Here is a 22,986-nt window from a genome sequence, read left to right as displayed (position 1 = left end):
GGCGGCCGTTGATCGGTGGCGCACTCGGGGGTATCTTGCATTACATGGTTCCTGGCGAAGCAAGATCCGAGGCGGCCGGAAAGGTCGCCAGTCAGCTGCGCAAGGGCGTACTGGAGTACTGCGTCCTCGCCCTGCTGCGCGACGGCCCGCGCTACGGCGTCGAGATCCTCGACGAACTGGCCGCGGTCAGCGTCATGACCACCAGCCAGGGCACGATCTACCCCCTGCTGTCCCGGCTTCGCCGCGACGGACTCGTCGACACCGAGCTGCGCGAGTCGGCCACCGGCCCCGCCCGCCGCTACTACACGCTCACCGCGCCGGGCAGGACCGCGCTCACCGAGTTCGCCGAGAGCTGGCCGCGCTTCCGCGACGGCGTCGACCACTTCCTGACCGCATCCCACGGAGGCTCCGCATGACCGGCACCGAACACCCCCTCGTGACCGACTACCTGGCCACGATCGAGCGGGAGGCGTCCTTCCTGCCCGCGGGGCGCCGCGAGGAACTCCTCGCCGACCTGCGCGAACACCTCGCGGTCGCCGTCGGGGACGAGGAGGACCCGGAGGCCGTCCGCGCGGCCCTCGAACGGCTCGGCAGCCCCTCCGCGATCGTGGCCGCGGCCCGCGCGGAGGAGCCGGAGGCACCGGCCGCGCCGGAGGCGCCGAAGGCCAAGACCCCGACGCGGAACGTCGTCACCGCGGTCCTGATCGGCATCACGGGACTCTCCGGACTCGGCGGCTCCCTGCCCGCCGTGGCCGCCCTGATCGTGGGCCTCGTCCTGCTGTGGACGTCCGACGCGTGGGACCGGGCCACCAAGGTCCTGGCGACCGCCCTCACCCTCGCGACCCCGGTCGTCGTCGCGCTCGGCGCCGTCCTCCTGGCCGCCCGCTTCGGCCCGACGGAGCTGCTCGTCGTCCTCGCCGTGGGCATCACGCTGCCGGCCGTCGCGGCCGTGCGACTGCTCCGGACCCAGCCCAAGGCGGCCTGACCAGGGGCGGAACCCGAAGGGGCGACCCCCTCGCCGACCAAGATCATTACGGGTGCAGAATGACCCTTATGACCCTGGCAAACACACCGAAGACGGCCACGATCGACGACGCTCGCACGGTCGGCCACACCCTGGCCTCCGCCTTCGGCGACGACCCGATGATGCAGTGGTTCTTCCCCGACGGCGCCTCGCGCGAGACGGACCTCGTCCGCTACTTCACGACCCTCTTCACCCGGCAGTACGGCCTCCACGGCGTCTGCGAGCGGACCGAGTCGGCCGCCGCCTTCTGGGTGTCGCCCGAGGGTGCGGACAAGGCCGTCCCCGACGCGGAGACCATCCAGCAGCTCGTGGAGATCCTCGGAGACCGCGCCCCCGTCTTCCAGGAGGCCGTGATGGCGGCCGCCGAGCACGGGCCCGCCGAACCCCACTGGTACCTCGCCGTCATCGGCGCCGACCCCGCCGCCCGCGGCCAGGGCCACGGCTCGGCCCTGCTCCGCTCCGGCCTCGCGAAGGCCGACGCGGACGGCCTGCCGGTCTACCTGGAGTCCTCCAAGCCGGACAACCTGCCGGTGTACGAGCACTTCGGCTTCGTCGTACGGGACGAGTTCTCCCTGCCGGGCGGCGGCCCCGTCCTGTGGTCCATGAAGCGGGAGCCCCGCACCTAGGGATGACCCTGGGGATGGTCCTGCCACAGGTGGCGCCGGAGCAGCACGTTCGCGTCCGTCACCGCACTGTGGTCGAACCGCTCCCGCGCCGCCCGCCGGTCCCGTACGAGCAGCGCACACGCGACACAGTGCGGTACGGGCTCCGGCGGGCGGCTCGGATCGGGTACGGGCTCCACCGCCCCCGCCCTGGCCCGCCCGTTGGCCGCCCGCACGCCCGCGCTCAGCCGCTCGGCGGGGGTGGCCGGACGGAGGTCGGCGGGATCGGCCTGCCACTCACGGCCGCCGCCGACCGGCCGGAGCATCGCGTAGGGCCCGACGGACCCCTTGAACTCACCGACCACACCTGCCACTTGGTCGTAGACCCAAGCTCCGAGTTCCATGGATACCGCTCCCTCCGGTGGACTACCCTCTGTGATCCCGGCGCTACGAGAATGGACCGGGAAACAGGGAACCCGGAGCGGTGTCGGGCTGTACTTCCCCAGGTCGCGCGGGTAGTTCCACATCTTCCACAAGGGAGTGCGCGCGATGCCGGCGAGACGGGTGGTGACGGGCCGCAGCCAGGAACCGAGGAAGCGGTTCGCGGAGGAACTGAAGTTACTGCGGACCGAACGGGGCCTGAGCCTGCGGAAGCTGGGCGAGGTGGCGGGCTGGGACTGGTCGCTGTTCTCGAAGATGGAGAAGGGCGAGACACTCGGCGGCCCGGAGGTGGTCCAGGCGCTGGACCAGTACTACCGGACGGGACGGATGCTCCTGGCGCTGTGGGAGCTGGCGGTGGGGGACCCGACGCAGTTCAAGGAGCGGTACCGGCGATACATGACGCTGGAGGCGGAGGCGATCAGCCTGTGGCACTACGCGCCGTATTTGCTGCCGGGCCTGCTCCAGACCGAGTCATACGTACGCAGCCTGATGCAGTGGGCCGGCGGCTTCGAGGGCGACGAACTGACCCGGCAGATCGAGGCGCGCGTGGGACGGCAGGCCCTGCTGGAAGGGGAGAACGCCCCGACGTTCCGCACGATCCTCTCGGAGACCGTACTGCGCACGCCGCTACCGGTTCGGGCGCAGTGGCAGGAGCAATTGGAACACCTCCTCGCGGTGGGCGACCGCCGGAACGTCACCATCCAAGTGGTGCCACACTCCGCCGGACTGCTCGGCCTCGCGAACACGGACGTGATGTTCCTGAAGCCGACGGACGGCCGAACGGTGGCCTGGGTGGAGACCGCCTACTCCGGTGAACTCGTCGAGGAAACAGCCGCCGTCGACCGACTCCAGCTTCGATACGATCTCGTCCGTGATCTGGCCCTTTCTCCGGCAGATTCAAGGAAGTTCATCATGCGGACGTGGGAGGAAGCATCGTGGGAGCCGTAGACCCGAGCACCGTCACTTGGCGCAAGAGCTCGTACAGCAACGAGGACGGCGGCCAGTGCCTCGAAGTCGCCGACCACCTCCCCCACGTCCCCGTCCGCGACTCCAAAAACCCCACCGGCCCCACGCTCGTCTTCGGCGCCGAGGCCTGGACGGCCTTCATCGACGGAGTCACTGGCACTGCCCGGGGCCGATGACCTGTCGGCCGATCCGTTCGGCGAGCCACTTCGCGTGGCGTTCCGCGTAGGGCATGCGGCCGTCGAGCGTTTCGGTGCGGCGGACGTGGACGAGGACCAGGTGCGTGTCGGCGGGGACGTCGAGTCCACGTGAGTCGTTGTTGAGGACGAGCGTGACCTCGGCGTGCGTGGCCTCCTCGCCGTACACCCCGTCCTCCGGCGCCTCCGGCCAGACCAGGTGCTCCCAGCGGAGCTCGGCCGGGGCGACGCCGGCGGCGTGCACGAAGCGGTCCTCGACGCTGCCGAGGGGCTGTTCGTTGATCGCGAAGGCGAGCGGGAGGTACGGCTCCGCGCCGGTCAGGTCGTCGGGCAGTTCGTGGGCGTGGAGCGGGTGCGTCAGGTCCGGGAGACCCGGCGGCGGCTCGGCGGGGGCGCCCCTGTCGTCCCAGCAGATGACCCACGCGTCCGGCAGTTCGCCGCGCAGCCGCTTGAGCTCGTCCAGGCTGTGCGCCTCGGCCTCCACGCTCACCTCGCAGCCCGGCTGGAGGCCGACCGCCACCATCTCCCGGGCCACGCGGAGGGCTTCGGTGCGGTCGGAGCTGCGGAAGATCGGATACGCGACGTCATTGGACATGCCCCGAGGCTGTCACGCCCCGGGCGACCCGGCCCCCCGTTTCCGGTGGCGGCTCAGCGCCTGAACCTTCGGACCAGCACTCCTCTCGATCGCCTACCGCTTCGTGCACGTCAGCATGCAGCCGCGTAGGCGAGGAGCCAGGCCCTCGCCGCCGCCTCGGCCTCGGCCGCGTCCGCGTCCGCCTTGCAGTCGGAGCACCCGCCCGGTTCCCAGGCGCGGAAGGTGAACTCTTCGCAGGTGACGCAGGTCTGGATCGGCGGTGGGCCCTTGACCGAGGGCGCCGTGGGGAGTGGTGGCGGGAGGAGGGTGTTCAGGCGGTGGGAGAGGATCCCCGCCGGGTGCTTGAGGGTCTCCGGGAGAGCCGCGAGGAGCGTGCGGCGGACCGCGTCGGGCGTGGCTCCCCTGGCGAACCAGGCGTCGACGGCCGGGGCCAGGTGCCGGATGTCCCGGGCGGAGAGCAGGAAGCGGGCGTCGCGGCGGCGCAGGTCACGCAGCAGCTCGGTGGCCGGGGTGATGGGGAGGGCCGGGGTCTCGTCCCGTACCGGCTTCGGCGACGGCTCCGGGTCCGGCTGCAGGTCCGGGGCCGGGTCCGGCTGCAGGTCCGGGCCGCGCGCCCTCAGCTGTGACCACCCAGAGCAGGTGGGGGGTGGTGGGTTCTTTCCCCCGGTGCTTTAAAGGACGTCGGCGCAGGCCGGGTCGCGGAAACCCCGGACACGGCACGCCGAAGCGGCCTCCACCCAGCAGGGGTGGAGGCCGCTTCGTACCGTCAGGCGCTGATGAGGATCCGCTCAGTCGAGGCAGAACTCGTTGCCCTCGATGTCCTGCATGTTGATGCAGGACTCGTTCTCCTCGTCGGCGTACAGCGTGTTCAGGTGCGTCGCGCCCAGCTTCACCAGGCGCTCGCACTCGGCCTCCAGCGTCGCGAGGCGCTCGTCGCCCACGAGTCCGGTGCCGGCCCGCACGTCGAGGTGCACCCGGTTCTTGACGACCTTGCCCTCGGGGACGCGCTGGAAGAGCAGGCGCGGACCCTTGCCCGTGGGGTCGCTGCACGCGAAGTAACGGTCCTGCTCCTCGATCGGCACCGAACGGCGGTACGCCTCCCAGGAGTCGAACCCCTCCGGGGCCGGCGGCAGGACGTACCCCAGGACCTCGCACCAGAAGGCGGCGAGGCGCACGGGCTCCGCGCAGTCGATGGTGACCTGGAATTCCTTGATCGATGCCATCCGACCACCGTAGCAGGGGGCCCTCAGCAGCTCATTTCCTTTTTCGGGGAGGCCTGTCAGGACGTCAGGACCACCAGGCGCTGCGTCGCGCGGGTCATCGCCACGTAGCGGTCGACCGCGCCCTCGACGCCCTCGCCGAAGGAGTCCGGGTCGACCAGGATCACCAGGTCGAACTCCAGGCCCTTCGACAGCGAGGGGGTGAGCGAGCGGACGCGGGGGCGCTCCTCGAACGCCGGCGCGCCGATGACGCAGGCGACGCCCTCCGCGTGCTCGTCGAGCCAGCCGTCGAGGATCTCCTCCAGCTCGGCGACCGGGGCGTGGGTGACCGGGATGCCGTTGCTGCGGACGGACGTCGGCACGTTGGCGTCCGGGAGGGCGGCGCGGATGACCGGCTCGGCCTCCGTCATGACCTCTTCCGGCGTGCGGTAGTTGACGCTCAGGGACGTCATGCCGATGCGGTCGAAGCCGACCCGCTCCAGGCGCTCCCGCCACGACTCGGTGAAGCCGTTCCTGGCCTGGGCGCGGTCACCGACGATCGTGAAGCTGCGGGACGGGCAGCGCTGCAGCAGCATCTGCCACTCGGCGTCGGTCAGCTCCTGCGCCTCGTCGACCACGATGTGCGCGAACGGACCGTCCAGCGGTTCCAGTTCGGCCGTGGGCAGGGCGCTCTCGTCGATCAGGCTCTCCTGGAGGTCCTTGCCGCGGAGCATGGTGACCGCGCCCTCGCCGTCCGCGTCGGCCGCGACGATGCTGTCGATGACCCCGGCCATCCGCTCGCGCTCGGCGGCGACGGTGGCCTTGCGCCGGAGCTTGAGGCGGGCCGTCTCCGGGTCGCCGAGCCGCTGCCGGGCCGCGTCCAGGATCGGCAGGTCCGACACGGTCCACGCCTGCGCGTCCGCCCGCCGCAGCCGCTTCACCTCGTCGGGGGTCAGCCAGGGCGCGCACATCCGCAGGTACGCGGGGACCGTCCACAGGTCGCCGACGAGGTCGGCCGCCTCCAGCATCGGCCACGCGCTGTGGAGGGCCCCGGTCAGCTCCCGGTCCTGGCGCAGCGACTTCCGGAACTGCTCCTCGGGGATCTCCTCGCCGTCGTACTTGTCGAAGAGGATCGAGACCAGGTGCTCCCAGATCTGCTCGCGGGCCTCGTTGTGCGGGGTCCCGGGCTCGGCCGCGTCGAAGGCCTCCGCCCAGTCGGCGGCGGTCAGCGGGATGTCCGACCAGTGGGTGGTGACGGTCATGCCCTCGGTGGGCGGCTCCTCGTAGAACGCCACGGCCTTCTCGATCGCCCGCACCATGTCCGCGGAGGACTTCAGGCGGGCCACCTCCGGGTCGGTCTCCGCCGGCGCCTTCGCCCCCTCGGCGACCAGGTCGCGCACGGTGCAGGTCCGTACGCCCTCCTCGCCGAGGCTGGGCAGCACGTCGGCGACGTAGTTCAGGTAGGGCTGGTGCGGGCCGACGAACAGCACGCCGCCCCGGCGGTGGCCGAGCCGCGGGTCGGAGTAGAGCAGGTGCGCGGTGCGGTGCAGGGCGACGACGGTCTTTCCCGTGCCCGGGCCGCCGTCGACGACGAGGGCGCCGCGCGAGCCCGCGCGGATGATGGCGTCCTGGTCGGACTGGATCGTCGCGAGCACGTCACGCATCCGGGGCGAGCGGTTGCCACCGAGGCTGGCGATGAACGCGGACTGGTCGTCGAGCGCGGCGTGCCCTTCGAGGCCCTCGGCGGTGAAGACCTCGTCCCAGTAGTCGGTGATCCGGCCGCCGGTCCAGCGGTAGCGGCGGCGGCTCGCCAGGTCCATGGGGGTGGCGTGCGTCGCCGCGAAGAACGGTTCCGCCGCCGGGGAGCGCCAGTCGATGAGCAGCCGGCGGCCGGTGCTGTCGGTGAGGCCGAGGCGGCCGATGTAGACGGGCTCGGGGTCGTCCGTGCCGACCACGCGGCCCAGGCACAGGTCGAGGCCGAAGCGGCGCAGTGTCCGCAGGCGGCCGCTCAGCCGGTGGATCTCCGCGTCCCGGTCCATCGCCTCCCGGCCGACGCCGCCGGGCGCCTTCCGCTCGGCGTCGAGCCGCTCGGACAGCTCGGCGATCGTCTCGTCGAGGCACCGGGCGATGGCGGCGAAGTGCTGCTCGTCGCCGGCGATGAGCGCCGGGTCGGCCTTGGCGGAGAGGTTGCCGGAGAGGTCGAACACACCGGCAGTAAGGGACGTCATGTAGTAAATACCCCGTTTTCACGCATCTTCTGGCTTCGAGGAGCGATTGTGCGCCACGGAGGGGGCCTTGCCGCAAGGCCCCCTGTGCGCTATACGTTGAGATAGCGGAAAGGGCCGGAACCCATCGGGTTCCGGCCCTTCGCGTTGTACGGGTGAGGCGCGCGACTACTTCGCGGCGACCTCGTCCAGGCAGAGGACGAACTTGTCCGAGCCCAGCTGCTGCGCGAGCGCGGAGAGCTCCTCGCCGCACTTGTTCAGGTCGAAGGTGTTGTCGATGACCTTGACGACCTTGAAGAGGTCCGCCTTGCCCGAGGAGCAGTCGACGGTGTCGACCTTCGGGTCGTTGTCGGGGCCGGTGACCGTGACGCACTCGCCGGCCTCGGCGTGCACCGGGGCGTCGCCCGTGAGGTGCGGGAGGCCGAGCTTCACCGCGACGGCGACGACGATCGCGACGACGATGCCGCCGACCTTCTTCAGGAGGGCGCCACCCTTCTTGGCGGGGGCGGCGGGCTGCTCGGGGGTGAACGGAGCGGACGGCGTCGTCATGTGGAATTCCTTGGGGGACGCGGACATGATCAGACGCGAAGGCTACATGCACCAAAACGGTCAAAAAGGATCATGAAGATCCACTACGTGATCAGTTGTCGAGTCGTGACCCTGTCACCCCGTCAGGGCCCCTGCCCCAGCTGCCGCTGATGGTCGAGCGCCCGCCTCAACTCCACCGGAAGCGGGTGATACGGGCCGTACGCACGTTCCGCGTCGAACAGCAGCCGCTGCAGCTCCTCCTGACCCGCCGCGTACTCGCCCGCCGCCAGAAGCAGCAGCCCGATCCGCTGCCGGATGTCGAAGGCCCGCGCCAGATCCCGCTCGTAGGACGGCAGGACCGCGCGGAACTCCGCGAGCGCGGCCGCCGTCTCCCCCAGCTGCTCCAGGCACAGCGCCGCGTCGTAACGGAACTGCAGGAACTGCGGGTCCGCCGGACCCGCCTCCGCCCCGCGGTCCTCCGCCAGCCGGCGCAGCTCCGGCAGCGCGCGCCGGTACTGCCCGTCGTCCATCAGCGTCGACGCGTACTGCTTGCGCAGGATCCGGACGACCGGCGACCCCTCGCCGTGCTCGGCCGCCGCGGCCGGCAGGATCCCGCCCAGCATGTCCACGGCCTGGGTGAGCGAGCCCTCCCCGAGCAGCCGCTTCACCTCGTCGACGGCCGCGGCCACGTCGGGACGCGCGGGCCGCGCACCACTCGCGTACACCCGGGGATCCGAACGGGGATCAGTACGCGGATCGGTACGGGGATCGGCCGGCACGGACGGCGGCGCCACCGGGACCGGCGGCACGGGGACCGGCGGCAGCGGCACGACCCGGTCCGCCGCCCGGTCCGGCCAGGGCGCGTGCGGGCGCAGGAACGGCCGGGTCGGGTCCATCGGCCCCGCCGGGGCCCCGCGCGCCGGAAGCAGCGGCAGCAGGTGCTCGTACACCTCGTGCGCGCCGGACGGCCGCGCCTGCGGGTCCTTGGCGAGCAGCCGCAGGACCAGCGCTTCGAGCGCCTCGGGGACCTCGGGGCGCAGCTGCCGGAGCGGCGCGGGCGGCTCGTGCAGATGGCGGTGCAGCACGCCGAGCGCGGTGGAGCCCGCGAACGGCACGTTCCCGCTGAGGAGTTCGTGGAGCAGGACACCCAGCGCGTACAGGTCGGTGGACGGGCCCACGGCACCGCCCATGGCCTGCTCCGGCGCCATGTACGCCGGGCTGCCGATCGGCGAACCGGTCTGCGTGAGCCGGGTGGTGTCCGTGTCCAGGACGGAGGCGACGCCCAGGTCGAGGACGGTCAGCGCCCCGTCCGGGCGGATCATCACGTTCCGCGGCTTGAGGTCGCGGTGCACGATCGGCACCGCGTGCACGGCGGCGAGCACCGCGCAGAGCTGCGCGGCGACGCTGACCGCCCACTCCCAGGGGTACGGGTCGTGCTCGGCGAGGTGGTCGGCGAGGTCCGCGCCCTCCACGTACTGCATGACGAGGTAGAGGTCGTCGCCGTCGCTGCCCGCGTCGTGCACGGTCACCAGGCCCGGGTGGTCGACCTGCGCGGTCACCCGGCACTCCCGCACGAAGCGGCGCCGGAGCTCCTCGGCGGCGGTGGCGGGACCGGTCATGGTGGCGGGCCGGAGCAGCTTCACCGCGACCCGGCGGTCGAGCCGTCCGTCGTACGCCGTCCAGACCTGGCCCATCCCGCCCTGGCCGATGACGGTGGCGAGCTCGTAACGCCCGCCGATGACCCGCCCGTTCATCTGCCGCCCGCGCCTTCCCCGCCGTTCCCGGTGTCCTTCCTGAGCAGGTCGCTGAGCTCGTCGAGCTCGGCGCGGACCTGGTCGATGCGGGGCGCGGGGGCGGGCGCGGCGGGCGGCGGGACGACCGGGCGGGTGTACGGATTCGGGTTCCCGATCGCGCTCGGGACCGTGACGGCGGCGGCGTGGTCGTAGCCCGGCGGGCGGAACGCGGGAGGCGCGGCGGGCCGGTCGAACCGGCGGATCTCCGTCACCAGGTAGTACGTGATCGAGCCCGCCACCAGGAGCACCATGACCCCGACGCCGATGAAGGACTCGGCGGTGGTGGGCTCCTGGTCGCCGGTGACCCCCGCGTACGTGAAGAGGCCGCCCGCCACCAGGAACGTCAGGCCGAACAGCGTCCAGTCCAGCGCCCTGCGGGTGACGCTCGCGAGGTGCAGCATCGGCGCCCACGCCAGCAGGCCGCAGCTCAGCAGCGCGAGGGCGGAGAAGAGGACGAGCAACGCGATCCGGCCACCGGAGACGGGGCTCTTCGGCGGCTGCGGAACCTGCGGGGCCTGCGGGGGGCCGTACATCCAGCTGCTCCTGCTCGAACGGATCGGGTGCGGAGACGAGCGTATACACCCCCGCGGACAACGGTTCCGGGATACCCGGAACCGTTGTCGAACAGATCAGAAGCGCCCTTCCCCCAGCGGGGCCTACGGGGCCACCGTGCCGTCCGCCAGACCGTCGTAAAGGCCCTGGACCAGCTGGTCGCCGAGGCGGGCCGCGAGCCGCAGCGACTCCTCGAACTCGGCGAGCGCCCGGAACCGCTCCCCGAACCTGCGCTGTTCGGCCAGCGGCAGGCGCGGGAGCTGCAGCCGGCGCACATCGAGCCGGGTCGCGGTGGAGGCGTAGCTGCTGGCCTGCCGGGTGTTGGCGGTGGCCCGGAGGAAACCGGCCAGGAACCAGGGGTCGAGGGCCGCCGGATCGGGGCGCAGCAGCTGGAGGTTGCGGCCGAGCGCGGCACCCTCGGCGGCGGCGTCGACGACCCGGACGGCCGCGCCGCCGCCGAGGACCGGGACGACGACGTCCCCGGCGGCGAGGAGCACCGGCTCCTCGGGCGGGCCGTCGGGCAGCGTCCCGGACGGCGGCTGGGCGGCGAGGACGTCGTGGTCGGTGAGGACCGCGACCGGGGCGGCGGCGGGGGCCGTGCCGACGCCGCCGGCGCGCAGGGCCAGGGCTCCGGCGCGGGCGAGTTCGCCGACGGTGGTCGTGGGCCGGCCGGACCCGGTGCCGGAGCCCGGGTCGGTCACCGGCGGCGGGGTCAGTTCACGGGTCCGGTGCAGCGTCTCCGTGAGCCGCTCGCGCACCCCGGCCAGCTGCACGACGCCCTCGGCGGCGGCCGGCGGCGGCAGGTGGCGGGCGGGGGCGAGGTCGACGTCGTCGTCGAGGAGCTCGATGACCGGCACGGAACGGCTCGCGCCCGGCGTCCCCGGCAGGGTCCCGTCCCGGTCGAAGGGCGTCCAGGCGTCCAGTACGGCGGAGTGGACGGCCGGCCAGTCGAGCCGGTCGCGGCCCTCCCGGCCCGGCCCCGCCTGCTCGGACGCGGCGTCGACGAGGAGGAGTTCGGCGGCGGGACGATCGCCCTGGACGGGCCGGCGCAGCACCCACAGGTGGAGCGGGATGCCGTACGGCGGGGCGGCGCCGGCCGGGAGGGCGACGACCGCGCGCAGGGCGCCCCGGCGGAGCAGATCGGCGCGGATGCGGCGGCCGGAGCGGCGGGAGGCGGCGGCGGGCGGCATGAGGAGGACGGCGGTGCCGCCGGGGCGGAGGCGGGCCAGGGCGTGCTGGACCCAGGCGAGCTCGGACTCCGTGCGGGCCGGGAAGCCGTACTCCCAGCGCGGGTCGTATGCCAGCTCGTCGTGGCCCCAGTTCCGCTCGTTGAACGGCGGATGACAGAGGACCGCGTCCGCCGCGAGCGTCGGGAACGCGTCCGCGCGCAGGCTGTCGCCGGTCCGGACGCGGATGTCGGCGTCGGTGGCGAGCGCCAGGCGCAGGGCGGTGAGCGCGGCGAGGTCGTGGTCGGCGTCCTGGCCGCAGACGGCGCCGGGACGCTCGACCGCGCTCAGCAGACCGCCGGTCCCGGACGCGGGGTCGAGCACGGTGAGCGGGGCACCGCCGCGCCCCGCCTTCGGGGCCGCCGCGAGCGCCGCCATCAGGGCGGCGGGGCCGGGCGGGGTGAGGGTGTACTGCCGGGGGTTGGCGTCGAGGTGACGGCCGAGCAGGAACTCGAAGGCCCCGCGGACCCCGCTCCCGGCCGCGAGCTCGGCGGCCCCGCGCAGGAGCGGGACGGAGGCGGCGAGCGCGGCGCTGGTGGGGGTGAGGACGGCCCGCTCGGGGCCGAGGCGCTCGGTGAGCGTCTCCTCCAGGGCGACCGGCAGCACCTCCGCGAGCCGCTCGTCGGAGAGCTCGGCGAGCGCGGGCCAGGCCGCGGACCTGTCCCGTACGAGGAGGAGGGCGCAGCCCGCGTGGACGAGGGCGGTGACGGCGCCGGCCGGGTGGCCCGCGACCTGCTGCCAGACGCGCTCCTTGAGCGGGACCTCGGCCAGCTTGCCCTGGGCGCGCAGCCACCGCTCGACGTCCGCGAGGGCGAAGGACGGGCTGGTCTCCGTGCCGCCGACGGGCTTGGGGAAGTCGGGGTGGCGGCGGCGCCAGTTGCTGACGGCGGCCCGGCCGACCCCGGCGAGCCGGGCGATCCCGGCGGCGGTCACCTCGGCGGCGGGCGTGTCCGCGGCGGGCGTCTCGGCGGCGGTCACCTCCGCGGCGGGCGTCTCGGCGGCGGTCACCTCGGCGGCGGGCGTCTCGGAGGCGGTCACCTCGGCGGCGGGCGTCTCCGCGGCAGCGGGTTCCGTGCCACCGGGTTCCGTGCCACCCGTGTGCTCCGCACCCGCCTCTGCTGCGTTCTCCGGCACGTGACCCATCTCCCCTGACTCGCCGTCTGGCTGTGACACCAATCCTAGCGAGGAACACGCGCCGCACCACTTCACAGTGTGAGTCGACCCGTTTTCCGTGAACCGTGTTGACTCGGTTCACAGCCTCTGCTGTGATTGACCCATCGAACGAGACATCTTCTTCGTCCGGGAGGACACACCCATGTCGTACGACACCCAGGTCCCGCCCGTCGCCCCGCAGGTCATGCGCAACGGCCTCGGCACCGCGGCCCTGATCCTCGGCATCATCGGCACGATCTCGGGATTCATCCCGCTCTTCTTCTGGCTGGCCGGCATCCTCGGCCTGATCGCGCTGATCCTGGGCCTCGTCGGCAAGGGCCGTGTGAAGCGGGGCGAGGCGAACAACAAGGGAGTGGCGCTCACCGGCGTGATCCTGGGCCTCGCGTCCCTGATCCTCTCGGTCGTCGGCCTGGTCATCGTGGTCACGGCCGTCAGCGACGTGGCCGACGAGCTCGACAAGTCCATCAAGGACACCGCCCCGAAGGACCCGTCGAGCTCCGCCCCGGCGAGCAAGGCCCCGGCGGGCGACGCCGGCAAGGCCGACAAGAACAAGGGCCAGGGCCTGGCGGACGGCGACAGCTCGGTCTACGACGACGACCTGAAGGTCACGGTCTCGAACCCGAAGCCGTTCTCCCCGGGCGAGTACGCGATCGGCCACACCAAGGGCAACAAGGCGTACCAGGTCACCGTCCTCATCGAGAACGGTGGCAAGGAGAAGTTCGACACCACCCTCGTGTCCTTCAGCGCCACGGCCGGCAAGGACGGCGTCGCGGCCGAGCAGGTTCTCGACGACAAGGTCGGCGCGGGCTTCGAGGGCACGATCATGCCGGGCAAGAAGGCCACCGTCACCATCGCCTTCGACGCCCCGAAGGACGCCAAGAACCTGACCGTCGAGGTCAACCCCGGCTTCACGTACGACGCCTCCCAGTGGGAGCTGAAGGTCGGCTGACCCGGGCCGGACACGCACCACGCACCACGCACCACAAGGACCGGGGCCCTTCGGGGCCCCACCCCCCGTACGACCCCCTCGGAGACACCACCATGCCTGCCGCCCCCCGCCGAACCGCCCTCGTCGCCGCCCTGAGCGCCGCCTTCGCCCTCGGGGCCACCGCCTGCGGCCCGCTCGCGGACGACGCGAAGCCGGCCGGGCCCTTCGGGGAGCTGACCGGATCGCAGATCGTCGACAAGGCCTTCGCGGCGACGAGGACCGCGAAGTCCGTGACCGTGGACGTCGACGAGCAGAGCCCCGTCGAGCCGCTCAAGGCCTATCTGTCCCTCGACACCCGGGGGCGGTGCACCGGCACGCTGACGATCGGCGCGACCGGCACGGTCGAACTGCTCAAGACCGACGCCAAGAGCGTCTACATGCGCTTCGACGAGGCCTTCCTGCGTCAGCAGGTCAAGGAGGAGGGTCCGGAGGCTCAGGACGCCATGGTCAAGGAGCTCAAGGGCCGCTGGATGAAGGGGCCCGTCTCCGACCCCGACAACAAGGGCATGCTGGAGCTCTGCGACCTGAAGGAGCTCCTCGGCGGGTTCGAGGAGGGCGCGAGCGGGATCGTGAAGGGCGAGGAGACCACCGTCGGCGGCCAGAAGGCGCTGGCCCTGACGGAGCCGGGCGACGACGGCGAGACCAACACGGTCTACGTGGCCACGCAGGGCACCCCGTACGTCCTGAAGATCGTCACGAAGGGCGGCGAGGAGCCCGGGACGATCACCTTCTCCCACTACGGCAAGCCGGTCGAGGCGAAGGCCCCGGCGGCGAAGGACGTCGTCGAGACCGACTGACCGATACGCGGGAGGGGGGCCGTCACCTGGTGACGGCCCCCCTCCCGCGTACGTCCGGCGTGTCAGATCCGGTGCCGGACCCACACGTTGGGCTCCACGTACACCGCGTAGCCGCGCGCGGCCTCGCAGTGGACGGGCACCAGCGCGCCCTCGACCTCGACCGGGCCGTCCGTGTCGAAGGGGAGGCCGGTCCACTGCCGCCACTGCTCGACGGAGCCGGAGACCGTCATCGACGCCGGGGCCACCGCCTCGATCACGCCGCCCGCGCGCACATGGACGCGGAGCCACGGGTCGTGCGGCAGGCCGTCGGCCTCACGCGTACGGAAGGCGTACTCGTGGATGGAGGCCCCGGGCTCCAGGTGCTTGCCGTTGGGGCGGACCGGGGCGACCAGCTCGGCGAAGCCGCGCTTGCCGACGTTCTCCCGCATGGCGGCGAGCATCGTGTGCGAGATGCCCTTGCCGAGGTGGCCGAGGTCGACGGTGATCTCGATCGCGCTCACCGTGTCGGCCTCGCGGCCGTGCCGCAGGTCGGAGAAGGCCCAGTTGAGGACCTCGTCCCAGCCGCGGGCGGGCAGCTCGCGACGGCCCTCGGTGTCCAGCCGGAAGGGCACGCTGAAACCACGGGCGACGACCGCGCCCGCGGAGTCGGTGGCGACGAGCACGAACTCCGGGAACTCCCGCACGATCCGTCCCATGTTGGCCCAGCCGACCGGGTCGTACATCATGAACTCGGGCCAGAGGTCCTTCATGGACCACATCGCCCCTTCGAGCTCGGGTCGTTCGGCGAGGGTCGATATGTTCAGGTCCATACAGCCAGGTTAAAGATCGTTCACGGAGTGCCCAACCGCTTTTTCCACGGAGCGCACAACCGTTTCTCCTACGGCAGCCTCTCCTGCGGGCAGCCGCCGAGGACCCGCTTCATCGCGTCCCGCTCCCCCGCCGTCACCCACACCCCGTACTTCTTCTTCACCGCGACCTGCCGGGCCACGTACGTGCAGCGGTAGGCGCGGTTCGGGGGCAGCCAGGTCGCGGCGTCGCCGTCGGACTTGCGGCGGTTGGTCGCCGCGTCGACGGCGAGGAGGTTGAGCGGGTCGTTGGCGAAGCGGCGCCGGGTCTCGCCGTCCCACTTCTGCGCCCCCTTCTGCCAGGCGTCGGAGAGCGCCACGACATGGTCGATGTCGACCTTGGAGCGGCCGCGGACGTAGCGGACGGTGGTGCCGGTGTACGGGTCGTCGGTGAGGGTGCCGGAGGCGACCTTGCAGTGGCCGTCCGTGAAGCGGACGCCCGTCAGGTCGCGCTTGAGTATGTCGTCCCGGGTGCCGCAGCCGTTGCCGTCGACGTCCACCCAGGCGCGGCCGAACTTCTCCCGCTCGTAACCGGTCTTCGGGGCGCGGCCCTTGACGGTGAGGGTGTCCACGGCGGCGAGCGCCGTCCCGCGCGCGGCGGGCCTCCCGGCGGCGCCGCCGGACGGCTCGCCCCCTCCGCCCGGTGAACAGGCGCCGGCCGTGAGTACGGCGGTGACGGCGAGGGCCGCGGGCAGGATCGTTCGACGTGTCAGCACCCTGGGATCCTAGGCCGAGGAGCGCCGGACCCTTCGGATCTTCGGTCCCGCATCGGACGGCCCGAAGGCCCGGGAGGTGAGGTCGCGTCAGACCTTCCCGATGCCGAGGGTGTTCTCGGAGGGCAGCAGGCCGGAGCCGACGATCGTGAGCCAGGGGCCGCCCAGGAGCTCGGCAAGGCGTGCGGTGGCCTCCGGGCCGAGGGCCTCCCAGGGGCCGGCGGCCAGCTCGTCCGTGCGGCGCTCGACCTCTTCGCGCAGGGCGCGGCCGGTCTCGGTGGCCGTCCCCTCCGGGCCGAGGAGACCCCGGGCGGTGAGGCGCTCGCGGGCGGCGGCCCATGCGGCGGGGCTCCACCCCCGGCTCGCGAAGACGGGTTCCGGGGCGGCTCCGACGGCGGCGAAGGAGACGAGCGACTCGGCCGGGTCGAGGCCGGCGGCGACCAGGGCGGCGATGTGGCCGTCCCCGCGGTGCTCGCGCAGGATCGTCGCCGCCTGCCAGAGGACGAGGTGCGGGGCCTCGGGCCAGGGCAGCTCGGCGTGGGCGGCGGCGAGCGGGCGGCCTTCGAGGCCGGCCGCCTCGGCGGCGCGGCGGGCGAGCCCGGCGGCCTCGGCCAGCGCGGGGCTGTCGAGCGTCTCCCCGCCGAGGAGGGTCCGGTAGGTGCGGTCGACGGCGCGGAGCCGGGCGGCGAGCACGTCGGCGGGGGTGGCGACCGCCCAGGCGGCGGGGACGTGCCGGGCGACCGTCTCGGGGCTGAAGCCGTAGAAGGCGGAGGTGACGCGGACCGGTCCGACGGGGCCGAGGGCGGCGGCGCGCCAGGCGAAGTAGGAGGGCCAGCGGTCGGCGGTCTCGTAGCCGAGGGCGGCGGCCTCCTCGAAGGCCTCGGGGGCGTAGTAGAGCACGGCGTGCAGGGGTTCGAGCAGGTGCCACATCTGACGTACGCGAGCGGTGTCCACGGTGTCCTCCCGGCTTCAGCCACATCTTGTCAGTGACTAGATTGCAGCCGGAGCCGAAACTTGTCAATGACTAGATGGCGGCTAGGCTGCTGCCATGACGACGAGCCGGATCACCTACCACCACGGCGACCTGCGGCAGGCCGTTCTCGCCGCCGCCCTCGACGTGATCGCCACCGAGGGCCCCGGGGCGCTCAGCCTGCGCGACCTCGCCCGCCGCGCGGGCGTCTCGCACGCCGCCCCCGCGCACCACTTCAAGGACCGCACGGGCCTGCTCACCGCGATCGCCACCGAGGGGTACGAGCTCCTCGCCGAAGCCCTCGCGGGCACCCCGGCCCTCGTCGACCGCGGCGCCCGCTACGTGGGCTTCGCCGTCGCGCACCCCGCGCACTTCCAGGTCATGTTCCGGCCCGAGCTCCTCCGCGCCGACGACCCGGAGCTCCTCGCCGCCAAGGAGCACGCCTCCGCCGAACTCCGCGCGGGCGTCGCCGACCTGCGGGGCGCCTCCGACCCCCGTACCGCCGGCATCGCCGCCTGGTCACTGGCCCACGGCTTCGCGACGCTGCTCCTCAGCCACAACGTCGACGAGGCGATGGGCGACCGCAGCCCCGAGGCGTACTTCCGGGAGCTCACCGCCCAACTCCCGCCCCGAGAAAGGGAATAGCCCGCGCGGGCGGGCAATTGAAGCAGTACATGAAGATCGCGAAGCCGCTGCGCCACACCGCCCTGACCCTCGCCACCACGGCCGTCCTCGCCCTGACCCCCGCCGCCGTCGCCACCGCCACGTCGCCCGGCCACCACGCCCCCGCGTGGCGCGGCGCCTGGGCCGCCTCCCCGCAGTCGCCGACCGCCCCCTTCACCCCCAACTGGTCGAAGCAGGGCTTCGCCGACCAGACCGTCCGCCAGGTGATACGGGTCACCGCAGGCGGCACCAGGGCCCGCGTCGAACTGACCAACCGCTACGGCACCACCCCGCTCCGGATCACCGGCGCCACCGTCGCCCGCACCGCGAAGGGCGGGGCCGTACAGCCCGGTTCGGTGCGCCCGCTCACCTTCGGCGGCGGCCGGACCTCCGTCACGATCCCCGCCGGCGGCACCCTCCTCAGCGACGGCGTGCCCTTCCGCACCGCCGCCCTGGAGTCCGTCACCGTCACCCTGTACCTGGCGGACCCGACCGGCCCCGCCACCTTCCACCACCTCGCCGCCGCCACCAGCTACCGCGCCACCGGCGACCACCGCGCCGACTCCTCCGGCACGGCCTTCACCGAGACCAGCGCCTCCTGGTACTACCTCTCCGGCATCGAGGTCAGCGGCGGCCGCGACACCGCCCGCCGCGACGGCATCGTCACCTTCGGCGACTCCATCACCGACGGTGTCGGCTCCACGCCGGACGCCGACAACCGCTACCCCGACGAGCTCGCCGAACGCCTCGCCGCCACCGGCCGGTCCCGCGCCGTCCTCAACCACGGCATCGGCGGCAACCAGGTCACCAACGACACCACGTGGGCGGGCGAGAAGGCCGTCGCCCGCTTCCAGAAGGACGTCCTGGACGAGAAGGGCGTCAGCACGGTCGTCCTCCTCGAAGGCATCAACGACTTCGGCGGCAGCGGCCCCGCGTTCCCCGGCGGCCCGACCCCCGAGGTCTCCGTGAACCGCCTCATCGAGGGCCACCGCACCCTCATCCGGCAGGCCCACGCCCACGGCCTCAAGGTCGTCGGCGCCACCCTCACCCCGGTCAAGGGCTCCTTCTACTTCACCGAGGCCAACGAGGCCAAGCGGGAGGCCTTCAACGACTGGGTCCGCACCTCCGGCGCGTACGACGCCGTCGTCGACTTCGACCGCGCCGTCGCCGACCCGTCCGACCCGGACCGCATCCTCCCCGCGTACGACTCGGGCGACGCCCTCCACCCGAACGACGCGGGCTACCACGCGATGGCCGAGGCCCTGGACCTCGACGAGCTGTAACCCCTCGCGGTGCGGCGCCCCCGCGGGAGGGGCGCCGCCACGAGCTCAGCCCCCGAGGATCGTCGTCAGGAACTCGCCCGTCCACGCGAGGAGTTCACGGCCCACCACCGGCTTCCCGCCGATCTTCCCGCTCGTCGGGCGCGGCACCAGGATCTGGTGGACGGCCGGCTTGATGACCGTGCGCGGGTGGAGGCGCTTGAGGCGGAGCTCCTGGGACTCGCGCAGCTCCACCGGCGCGAAGCGGATGTTGGAGCCCTGGAGGACGATCTCGCCGACCCCGCACGCGCGCGCCAGCATCCGCAGGCCCGCCACCAGGAGCAGGTTCTCCACCGGCTCGGGCAGCTTGCCGTACCGGTCGGTGAGCTCCTCGCGTACGGCCCTGATGTCCTCCTCCGAGTTCGCCGAGGCGATCGAGCGGTAGGCCTGGAGCCGCAGCCGCTCGCCCGGCGCGTAGTCGTGCGGCATGTGCGCGTCGACCGGGAGCTCGATCTTGACCTCCAGCGGCGGCTCCTCCTCCACGCCGCCTTCGAGGGAGGCCCGGTAGTCGGCCACGGCCTCGCCGACCATCCGTACGTACAGGTCGAAGCCGACGCCCGCGATGTGACCGGACTGCTCGCCGCCGAGCAGATTGCCCGCGCCGCGGATCTCCAGGTCCTTCATGGCGACGTACATGCCGGCGCCCATCTCGGTGTGCTGGGCGATCGTCGCGAGCCGCTCGTGCGCGGTCTCCGTGAGCGGCTTCTCCGGCGGGTACAGGAAGTACGCGTAGCCCCGCTCGCGGCCACGGCCGACACGGCCGCGCAGCTGGTGGAGCTGCGACAACCCGAAGTTGTCGCCGCGCTCGACGATCAGGGTGTTGGCGTTGGAGATGTCGATGCCGGACTCGACGATCGTCGTCGAGACGAGCACGTCGAACTTCTTCTCCCAGAAGTCGACGACGACCTGCTCCAGGGCCTGCTCGGACATCTGGCCGTGCGCCGTCGCGATCCGCGCCTCGGGCACGATCTCGCGGAGCCGGGCGGCGGCGCGGTCGATCGAGTCGACCCGGTTGTGGATGTAGAAGACCTGGCCCTCGCGCAGGAGTTCACGCCGGATCGCGGCGCCGATCTGCTTCTCCTCGTACGGGCCGACGAAGGTGAGGACCGGGTGCCGCTCCTCCGGCGGCGTCGTGATCGTCGACATCTCCCGGATGCCCGTCACCGCCATTTCGAGCGTACGGGGGATGGGGGTGGCCGACATCGTCAGGACGTCGACGTTCGCCCGGAGCTTCTTCAGCTGCTCCTTGTGCTCGACGCCGAAGCGCTGCTCCTCGTCGACGATGACCAGACCCAGGTCCTTGAACTTGGTCTCGGAGGAGAAGAGGCGGTGGGTGCCGATGACGACGTCGACCGAACCCTCCCGCAACCCCTCCATGGTCGCCTTCGACTCGGTGTCCGTCTGGAACCGGGACAGCGCCCGCACCTTCACCGGGAACTGCGAGTACCGCTCGCTGAACGTGCCGAAGTGCTGCTGCACGAGCAGCGTCGTCGGCACGAGGACCGCGACCTGCTTGCCGTCCTGGACGGCCTTGAAGGCCGCCCGCACCGCGATCTCCGTCTTGCCGTAGCCGACGTCGCCGCAGATCAGACGGTCCATGGGGACCGTCTTCTCCATGTCCTCCTTCACCTCGGCGATGGTGGACAGCTGGTCGGGCGTCTCCGCGTACGGGAAGGCGTCCTCCAGCTCCCGCTGCCACGGGGTGTCCGGGCCGAAGGCGTGGCCGGGGGCCGCCATGCGGGCGCTGTACAGCTTGATCAGATCGGCGGCGATCTCCTTGACCGCCTTCTTCGCGCGCTGCTTCGTCTTCGTCCAGTCCGCGCCGCCGAGCCGGTGCAGGGTCGGCGCCTCGCCGCCCACGTACTTGGTGACCTGCTCCAGCTGGTCGGTCGGGATGTACAGCCGGTCGCCGGGCTGGCCGCGCTTCGCGGGCGCGTACTCCACGAGGAGGTACTCGCGGGTCGCGCCCTGCACGGCCCGCTGGACCATCTCGATGTACCGGCCGACGCCGTGCTGCTCGTGCACGATGTAGTCGCCGACCTCCAGGGTCAGCGGGTCGATCGTCTTGCGGCGCTTGGCCGGCATCCGCTGGCCGTCCTTGCCGGCCGCCTTCTGGCCGGACAGGTCGGTCTCGGTCAGCACGGCCAGCTTGAGCGCCGGGTCGACGAAGCCGTAGTCGATGGAGCCGGTCGACACGTGCACGACCGACGGCGAGATCTCCGCGAGGTCCGCGTCGAGGCGGGCGGCGATGCCCTCGCCGCCGAGGACCTCGACCGTACGGGACGCGGGGCCGTGCGCCTCCGTCACGTACACCGTGCGCCAGCCGTCGGCCAGCCAGCCCTTGGTGTCGGCGAGGGCGCGGGCGGTGTCCCCGCGGTACGACTCGGGGGCGTGCATGCCCAGGGTCAGCGTGTCGCCGTCGGCCTCGCCGGAGTCCGCCGCGAACGGCGACACCGACCACCAGGCCATGCCGAGCTCGCTCGCCCGGTCCCGTACGTCCGCGATCCCCCACAGGGAGGCCGCGCCGACGTCGATCGGGGCCTCGCCACCACCGGCGGTGGCGGCCCAGGAGGCCTGCAGGAACTCCTGGCTGGTGGCGACCAGGTCCGCGGCCCGGGTCCGCACCCGCTCGGGGTCGCAGACGACGGCCAGGGACCCCTTGGGCAGCACGTCGAGCAGCAGCTCCATGTCGTCGACGAGGACCGGAGCGAGGGACTCCATGCCCTCGACCGCGATCCCCTCGGCGATCTTGTTGAGCAGCTCGCCGAGCTCGGGATGCTCCTCGGCGAGGGCCGCGGCACGCTCGCGCACCTCGTCCGTCAGCAGCAGTTCGCGGCAGGGAGGCGCCCACAGCCCGTGCTCGGCGACCTCCAGGGACCGCTGGTCGGCGACCTTGAAGTACCGGATCTCCTCGACGTCGTCGCCCCAGAACTCGATCCGGAGCGGATGCTCCTCGGTCGGCGGGAAGACGTCCAGGATGCCGCCGCGCACGGCGAACTCGCCGCGCTTCTCGACGAGCTCCACCCGGGAGTACGCGGCGGCCGCGAGGCCCTCGACGATCTCGTTCAGGTCGGCGGTCTGCCCACCCCTCAACGCCACCGGCTCCAGATCGCCCAGGCCCTTGACCTGCGGCTGGAGCACGGAACGGATGGGCGCGACGACCACGGAGACGGGACCTGCGGCGGGGTCGTCCTCGCGGGGGTGAGCCAGTCGCCGGAGCACCGCCAGACGCCGCCCGACGGTGTCGGAGCGGGGCGAGAGGCGCTCGTGCGGCAGGGTCTCCCAGGAGGGGTACTCCACGACCGTGTCCGGGTCGAGGAGGGAGCGCAGCGCGGCGGCGAGGTCCTCGGCCTCCCGGCCGGTCGCGGTCACCGCGAGCACCGGCCGCCCCGAGTCCCGGGCGAGCGCGGCCACGGCGAACGGGCGCGCGGCCGCCGGCCCGACCAGGTCCACGTGCGGACGGTTCCCGTCGGCGGCGGCCTTCACCGCCTCGGCGAGGGCGGCGTCCTTGACGACGACATCGAGCAGACCGTGCAGGCTCATGGAGCTTCTTCCATCCCGGGTTCGTACGACGGGGGCGGGCAACGCGAACAGCCCGACACGTCGAACGGGCCGGGTGGTCCCGGGCGCGTACGGCCCGGTGCGCCCCCAGCCTACGACGTGGCACTGTCACGCGCCCGAAAGAACGGGGCCACTCGGGACCGGGAAGCTGGCTCCCGCTCAGCCCCTCGCACTACGCTTGAGGCTCACACCCACACCCGGTCCACCCCGCGCACACTCCAGCTGTGAGCACACCTCACTGTGAGGCCGCGATGGAAGCAGCCCGGCAGTACAACGTCAACGAGGCGAAGGCCCACTTCTCCAAGATCCTGGATGCGGTCGCCACCGGCGAGGAGGTGATCATCAGCAAGTCCGGCGAACCGGTCGCGAAGGTGGTCCCGCTGGCCGGCAAGACCCACCGGGGCGGCTACGGCTCCCTCAGGGGCCGCATCACCGCCGCCGACGATTTCGACGATGCCCCCGAGGCCTTCGACGAGGCCTTCGGGGACGACGAGTAACCTCCCGCCCCGCCCCCGTGTGGGCAATCGTCCCGCTCGGGCGATGGGGGTCCCCCCTGCTCGAGCGAAGCCGAGAGCTTGGGGGAGGGTGGGCACACGGGACGGCGCGCTTGTC

At 72.6% G+C, this 22,986-nt stretch carries 22 protein-coding genes; 10 read left to right on the top strand and 12 right to left on the bottom strand.

Annotation, left to right across the window (positions count from 1 at the left end; all coding sequences use genetic code 11):
- The first annotated feature begins 44 nt into the window (after positions 1-44).
- From ACF07V_RS27440 to ACF07V_RS27430, 3 genes are read left to right on the top strand one after another with little or no spacing between them, the layout of a single operon-like run.
- Complete coding sequence (locus ACF07V_RS27440) at positions 45-416, top strand: PadR family transcriptional regulator (RefSeq protein ID WP_190105300.1); 372 nt, start codon at positions 45-47, stop codon at positions 414-416.
- Positions 413-985, top strand: a complete 573-nt coding sequence (locus ACF07V_RS27435; protein ID WP_392158056.1) for an HAAS signaling domain-containing protein — start codon at positions 413-415, stop codon at positions 983-985. Before ACF07V_RS27440 ends, ACF07V_RS27435 begins: the two co-directional genes overlap by 4 nt.
- Positions 986-1,044: 59 nt before the next feature.
- The gene (locus ACF07V_RS27430) at positions 1,045-1,650 is read left to right on the top strand and encodes a GNAT family N-acetyltransferase (protein WP_392158054.1); all 606 of its coding nucleotides are present in this window, start codon (positions 1,045-1,047) and stop codon (positions 1,648-1,650) included.
- Here ACF07V_RS27430 and ACF07V_RS27425 read toward each other — a convergent pair.
- Positions 1,647-2,030 (bottom strand): hypothetical protein, encoded by a 384-nt coding sequence (locus ACF07V_RS27425; protein WP_392158052.1) that lies wholly within the window; start codon positions 2,028-2,030, stop codon positions 1,647-1,649. The genes ACF07V_RS27430 and ACF07V_RS27425 overlap by 4 nt on opposite strands.
- A gap of 145 nt (positions 2,031-2,175) precedes the next feature.
- Between ACF07V_RS27425 and ACF07V_RS27420 the strand changes: the two genes are divergently transcribed.
- Positions 2,176-3,015, top strand: coding sequence for a helix-turn-helix domain-containing protein (locus ACF07V_RS27420; protein ID WP_392158050.1), 840 nt, complete (start codon positions 2,176-2,178; stop codon positions 3,013-3,015).
- Positions 3,003-3,209: a DUF397 domain-containing protein gene (locus ACF07V_RS27415; protein ID WP_392158048.1), complete on the top strand. Its 207-nt coding sequence runs from the start codon at positions 3,003-3,005 to the stop codon at positions 3,207-3,209. The genes ACF07V_RS27420 and ACF07V_RS27415 overlap by 13 nt, the downstream gene beginning before the upstream one ends.
- Here ACF07V_RS27415 and ACF07V_RS27410 read toward each other — a convergent pair.
- From ACF07V_RS27410 to ACF07V_RS27380, 7 genes are all read right to left on the bottom strand, one after another.
- Complete coding sequence (locus ACF07V_RS27410; RefSeq protein ID WP_392158047.1) at positions 3,184-3,822, bottom strand: hypothetical protein; 639 nt, start codon at positions 3,820-3,822, stop codon at positions 3,184-3,186. The genes ACF07V_RS27415 and ACF07V_RS27410 overlap by 26 nt on opposite strands.
- A gap of 788 nt (positions 3,823-4,610) precedes the next feature.
- Complete coding sequence (locus ACF07V_RS27405) at positions 4,611-5,045, bottom strand: VOC family protein (protein ID WP_392158045.1); 435 nt, start codon at positions 5,043-5,045, stop codon at positions 4,611-4,613.
- A 56-nt stretch (positions 5,046-5,101) separates the two neighbouring features.
- The gene (helR, locus tag ACF07V_RS27400; RefSeq protein WP_392158044.1) at positions 5,102-7,249 is read right to left on the bottom strand and encodes an RNA polymerase recycling motor ATPase HelR; all 2,148 of its coding nucleotides are present in this window, start codon (positions 7,247-7,249) and stop codon (positions 5,102-5,104) included.
- A gap of 165 nt (positions 7,250-7,414) precedes the next feature.
- On the bottom strand, positions 7,415-7,795 hold the full coding sequence (locus ACF07V_RS27395; RefSeq protein WP_392158043.1) for a hypothetical protein: 381 nt from the start codon (positions 7,793-7,795) through the stop codon (positions 7,415-7,417).
- Between the two features lie 122 nt (positions 7,796-7,917).
- Entirely contained in the window at positions 7,918-9,528 is a 1,611-nt protein-coding gene (locus ACF07V_RS27390) for a protein kinase (RefSeq protein WP_392158042.1), read from the bottom strand.
- Positions 9,525-10,100, bottom strand: a complete 576-nt coding sequence (locus ACF07V_RS27385) for a hypothetical protein (RefSeq protein WP_392158041.1) — start codon at positions 10,098-10,100, stop codon at positions 9,525-9,527. Before ACF07V_RS27385 ends, ACF07V_RS27390 begins: the two co-directional genes overlap by 4 nt.
- A 123-nt stretch (positions 10,101-10,223) precedes the next feature.
- Positions 10,224-12,278 carry an N-6 DNA methylase gene (locus tag ACF07V_RS27380; protein ID WP_392158171.1) on the bottom strand — a complete coding sequence of 685 codons (2,055 nt, stop codon included), beginning with the start codon at positions 12,276-12,278 and terminating at the stop codon, positions 10,224-10,226.
- Between the two features lie 382 nt (positions 12,279-12,660).
- Between ACF07V_RS27380 and ACF07V_RS27375 the strand changes: the two genes are divergently transcribed.
- Both ACF07V_RS27375 and ACF07V_RS27370 read left to right on the top strand, forming a co-directional pair.
- Positions 12,661-13,467, top strand: coding sequence for a DUF4190 domain-containing protein (locus ACF07V_RS27375; RefSeq protein ID WP_392158040.1), 807 nt, complete (start codon positions 12,661-12,663; stop codon positions 13,465-13,467).
- A gap of 92 nt (positions 13,468-13,559) precedes the next feature.
- On the top strand, positions 13,560-14,303 hold the full coding sequence (locus ACF07V_RS27370) for a hypothetical protein (protein ID WP_392158038.1): 744 nt from the start codon (positions 13,560-13,562) through the stop codon (positions 14,301-14,303).
- Positions 14,304-14,365: 62 nt separating this feature from the next.
- Here the strand turns inward: ACF07V_RS27370 and ACF07V_RS27365 are convergent, their stop codons facing one another.
- From ACF07V_RS27365 to ACF07V_RS27355, 3 genes are all read right to left on the bottom strand, one after another.
- Positions 14,366-15,112, bottom strand: a complete 747-nt coding sequence (locus ACF07V_RS27365; RefSeq protein WP_392158036.1) for an N-acetyltransferase — start codon at positions 15,110-15,112, stop codon at positions 14,366-14,368.
- A 68-nt stretch (positions 15,113-15,180) separates the two neighbouring features.
- The gene (locus ACF07V_RS27360) at positions 15,181-15,861 is read right to left on the bottom strand and encodes an HNH endonuclease family protein (protein WP_392158169.1); all 681 of its coding nucleotides are present in this window, start codon (positions 15,859-15,861) and stop codon (positions 15,181-15,183) included.
- 90 nt (positions 15,862-15,951) lie between these two features.
- On the bottom strand, positions 15,952-16,791 hold the full coding sequence (locus ACF07V_RS27355; protein WP_392158168.1) for a hypothetical protein: 840 nt from the start codon (positions 16,789-16,791) through the stop codon (positions 15,952-15,954).
- A 118-nt stretch (positions 16,792-16,909) separates the two neighbouring features.
- Here ACF07V_RS27355 and ACF07V_RS27350 point away from each other — a divergent pair, with 118 nt between their 5' ends.
- Together ACF07V_RS27350 and ACF07V_RS27345 are read left to right on the top strand one after the other, a co-directional pair.
- On the top strand, positions 16,910-17,476 hold the full coding sequence (locus tag ACF07V_RS27350) for a TetR/AcrR family transcriptional regulator (protein WP_392158034.1): 567 nt from the start codon (positions 16,910-16,912) through the stop codon (positions 17,474-17,476).
- 29 nt (positions 17,477-17,505) lie between these two features.
- On the top strand, positions 17,506-18,777 hold the full coding sequence (locus ACF07V_RS27345; protein WP_392158033.1) for an SGNH/GDSL hydrolase family protein: 1,272 nt from the start codon (positions 17,506-17,508) through the stop codon (positions 18,775-18,777).
- Between the two features lie 45 nt (positions 18,778-18,822).
- Here ACF07V_RS27345 and mfd read toward each other — a convergent pair whose 3' ends face one another.
- Positions 18,823-22,356, bottom strand: a complete 3,534-nt coding sequence (gene mfd / locus ACF07V_RS27340; protein WP_392158032.1) for a transcription-repair coupling factor — start codon at positions 22,354-22,356, stop codon at positions 18,823-18,825.
- A 269-nt stretch (positions 22,357-22,625) separates the two neighbouring features.
- On the opposite strand from mfd, the gene ACF07V_RS27335 reads away from it, so the two are divergent.
- On the top strand, positions 22,626-22,871 hold the full coding sequence (locus tag ACF07V_RS27335; protein ID WP_392158166.1) for a type II toxin-antitoxin system Phd/YefM family antitoxin: 246 nt from the start codon (positions 22,626-22,628) through the stop codon (positions 22,869-22,871).
- Positions 22,872-22,986: the final 115 nt, after the last annotated feature.

Source organism: Streptomyces sp. NPDC015661 (assembly GCF_043077765.1).
GTDB lineage: Bacteria > Actinomycetota > Actinomycetes > Streptomycetales > Streptomycetaceae > Streptomyces.
The sequence above is the reverse complement of the archived record's forward strand: the minus strand, read 5'-3'. Positions and strand labels throughout refer to the sequence as shown.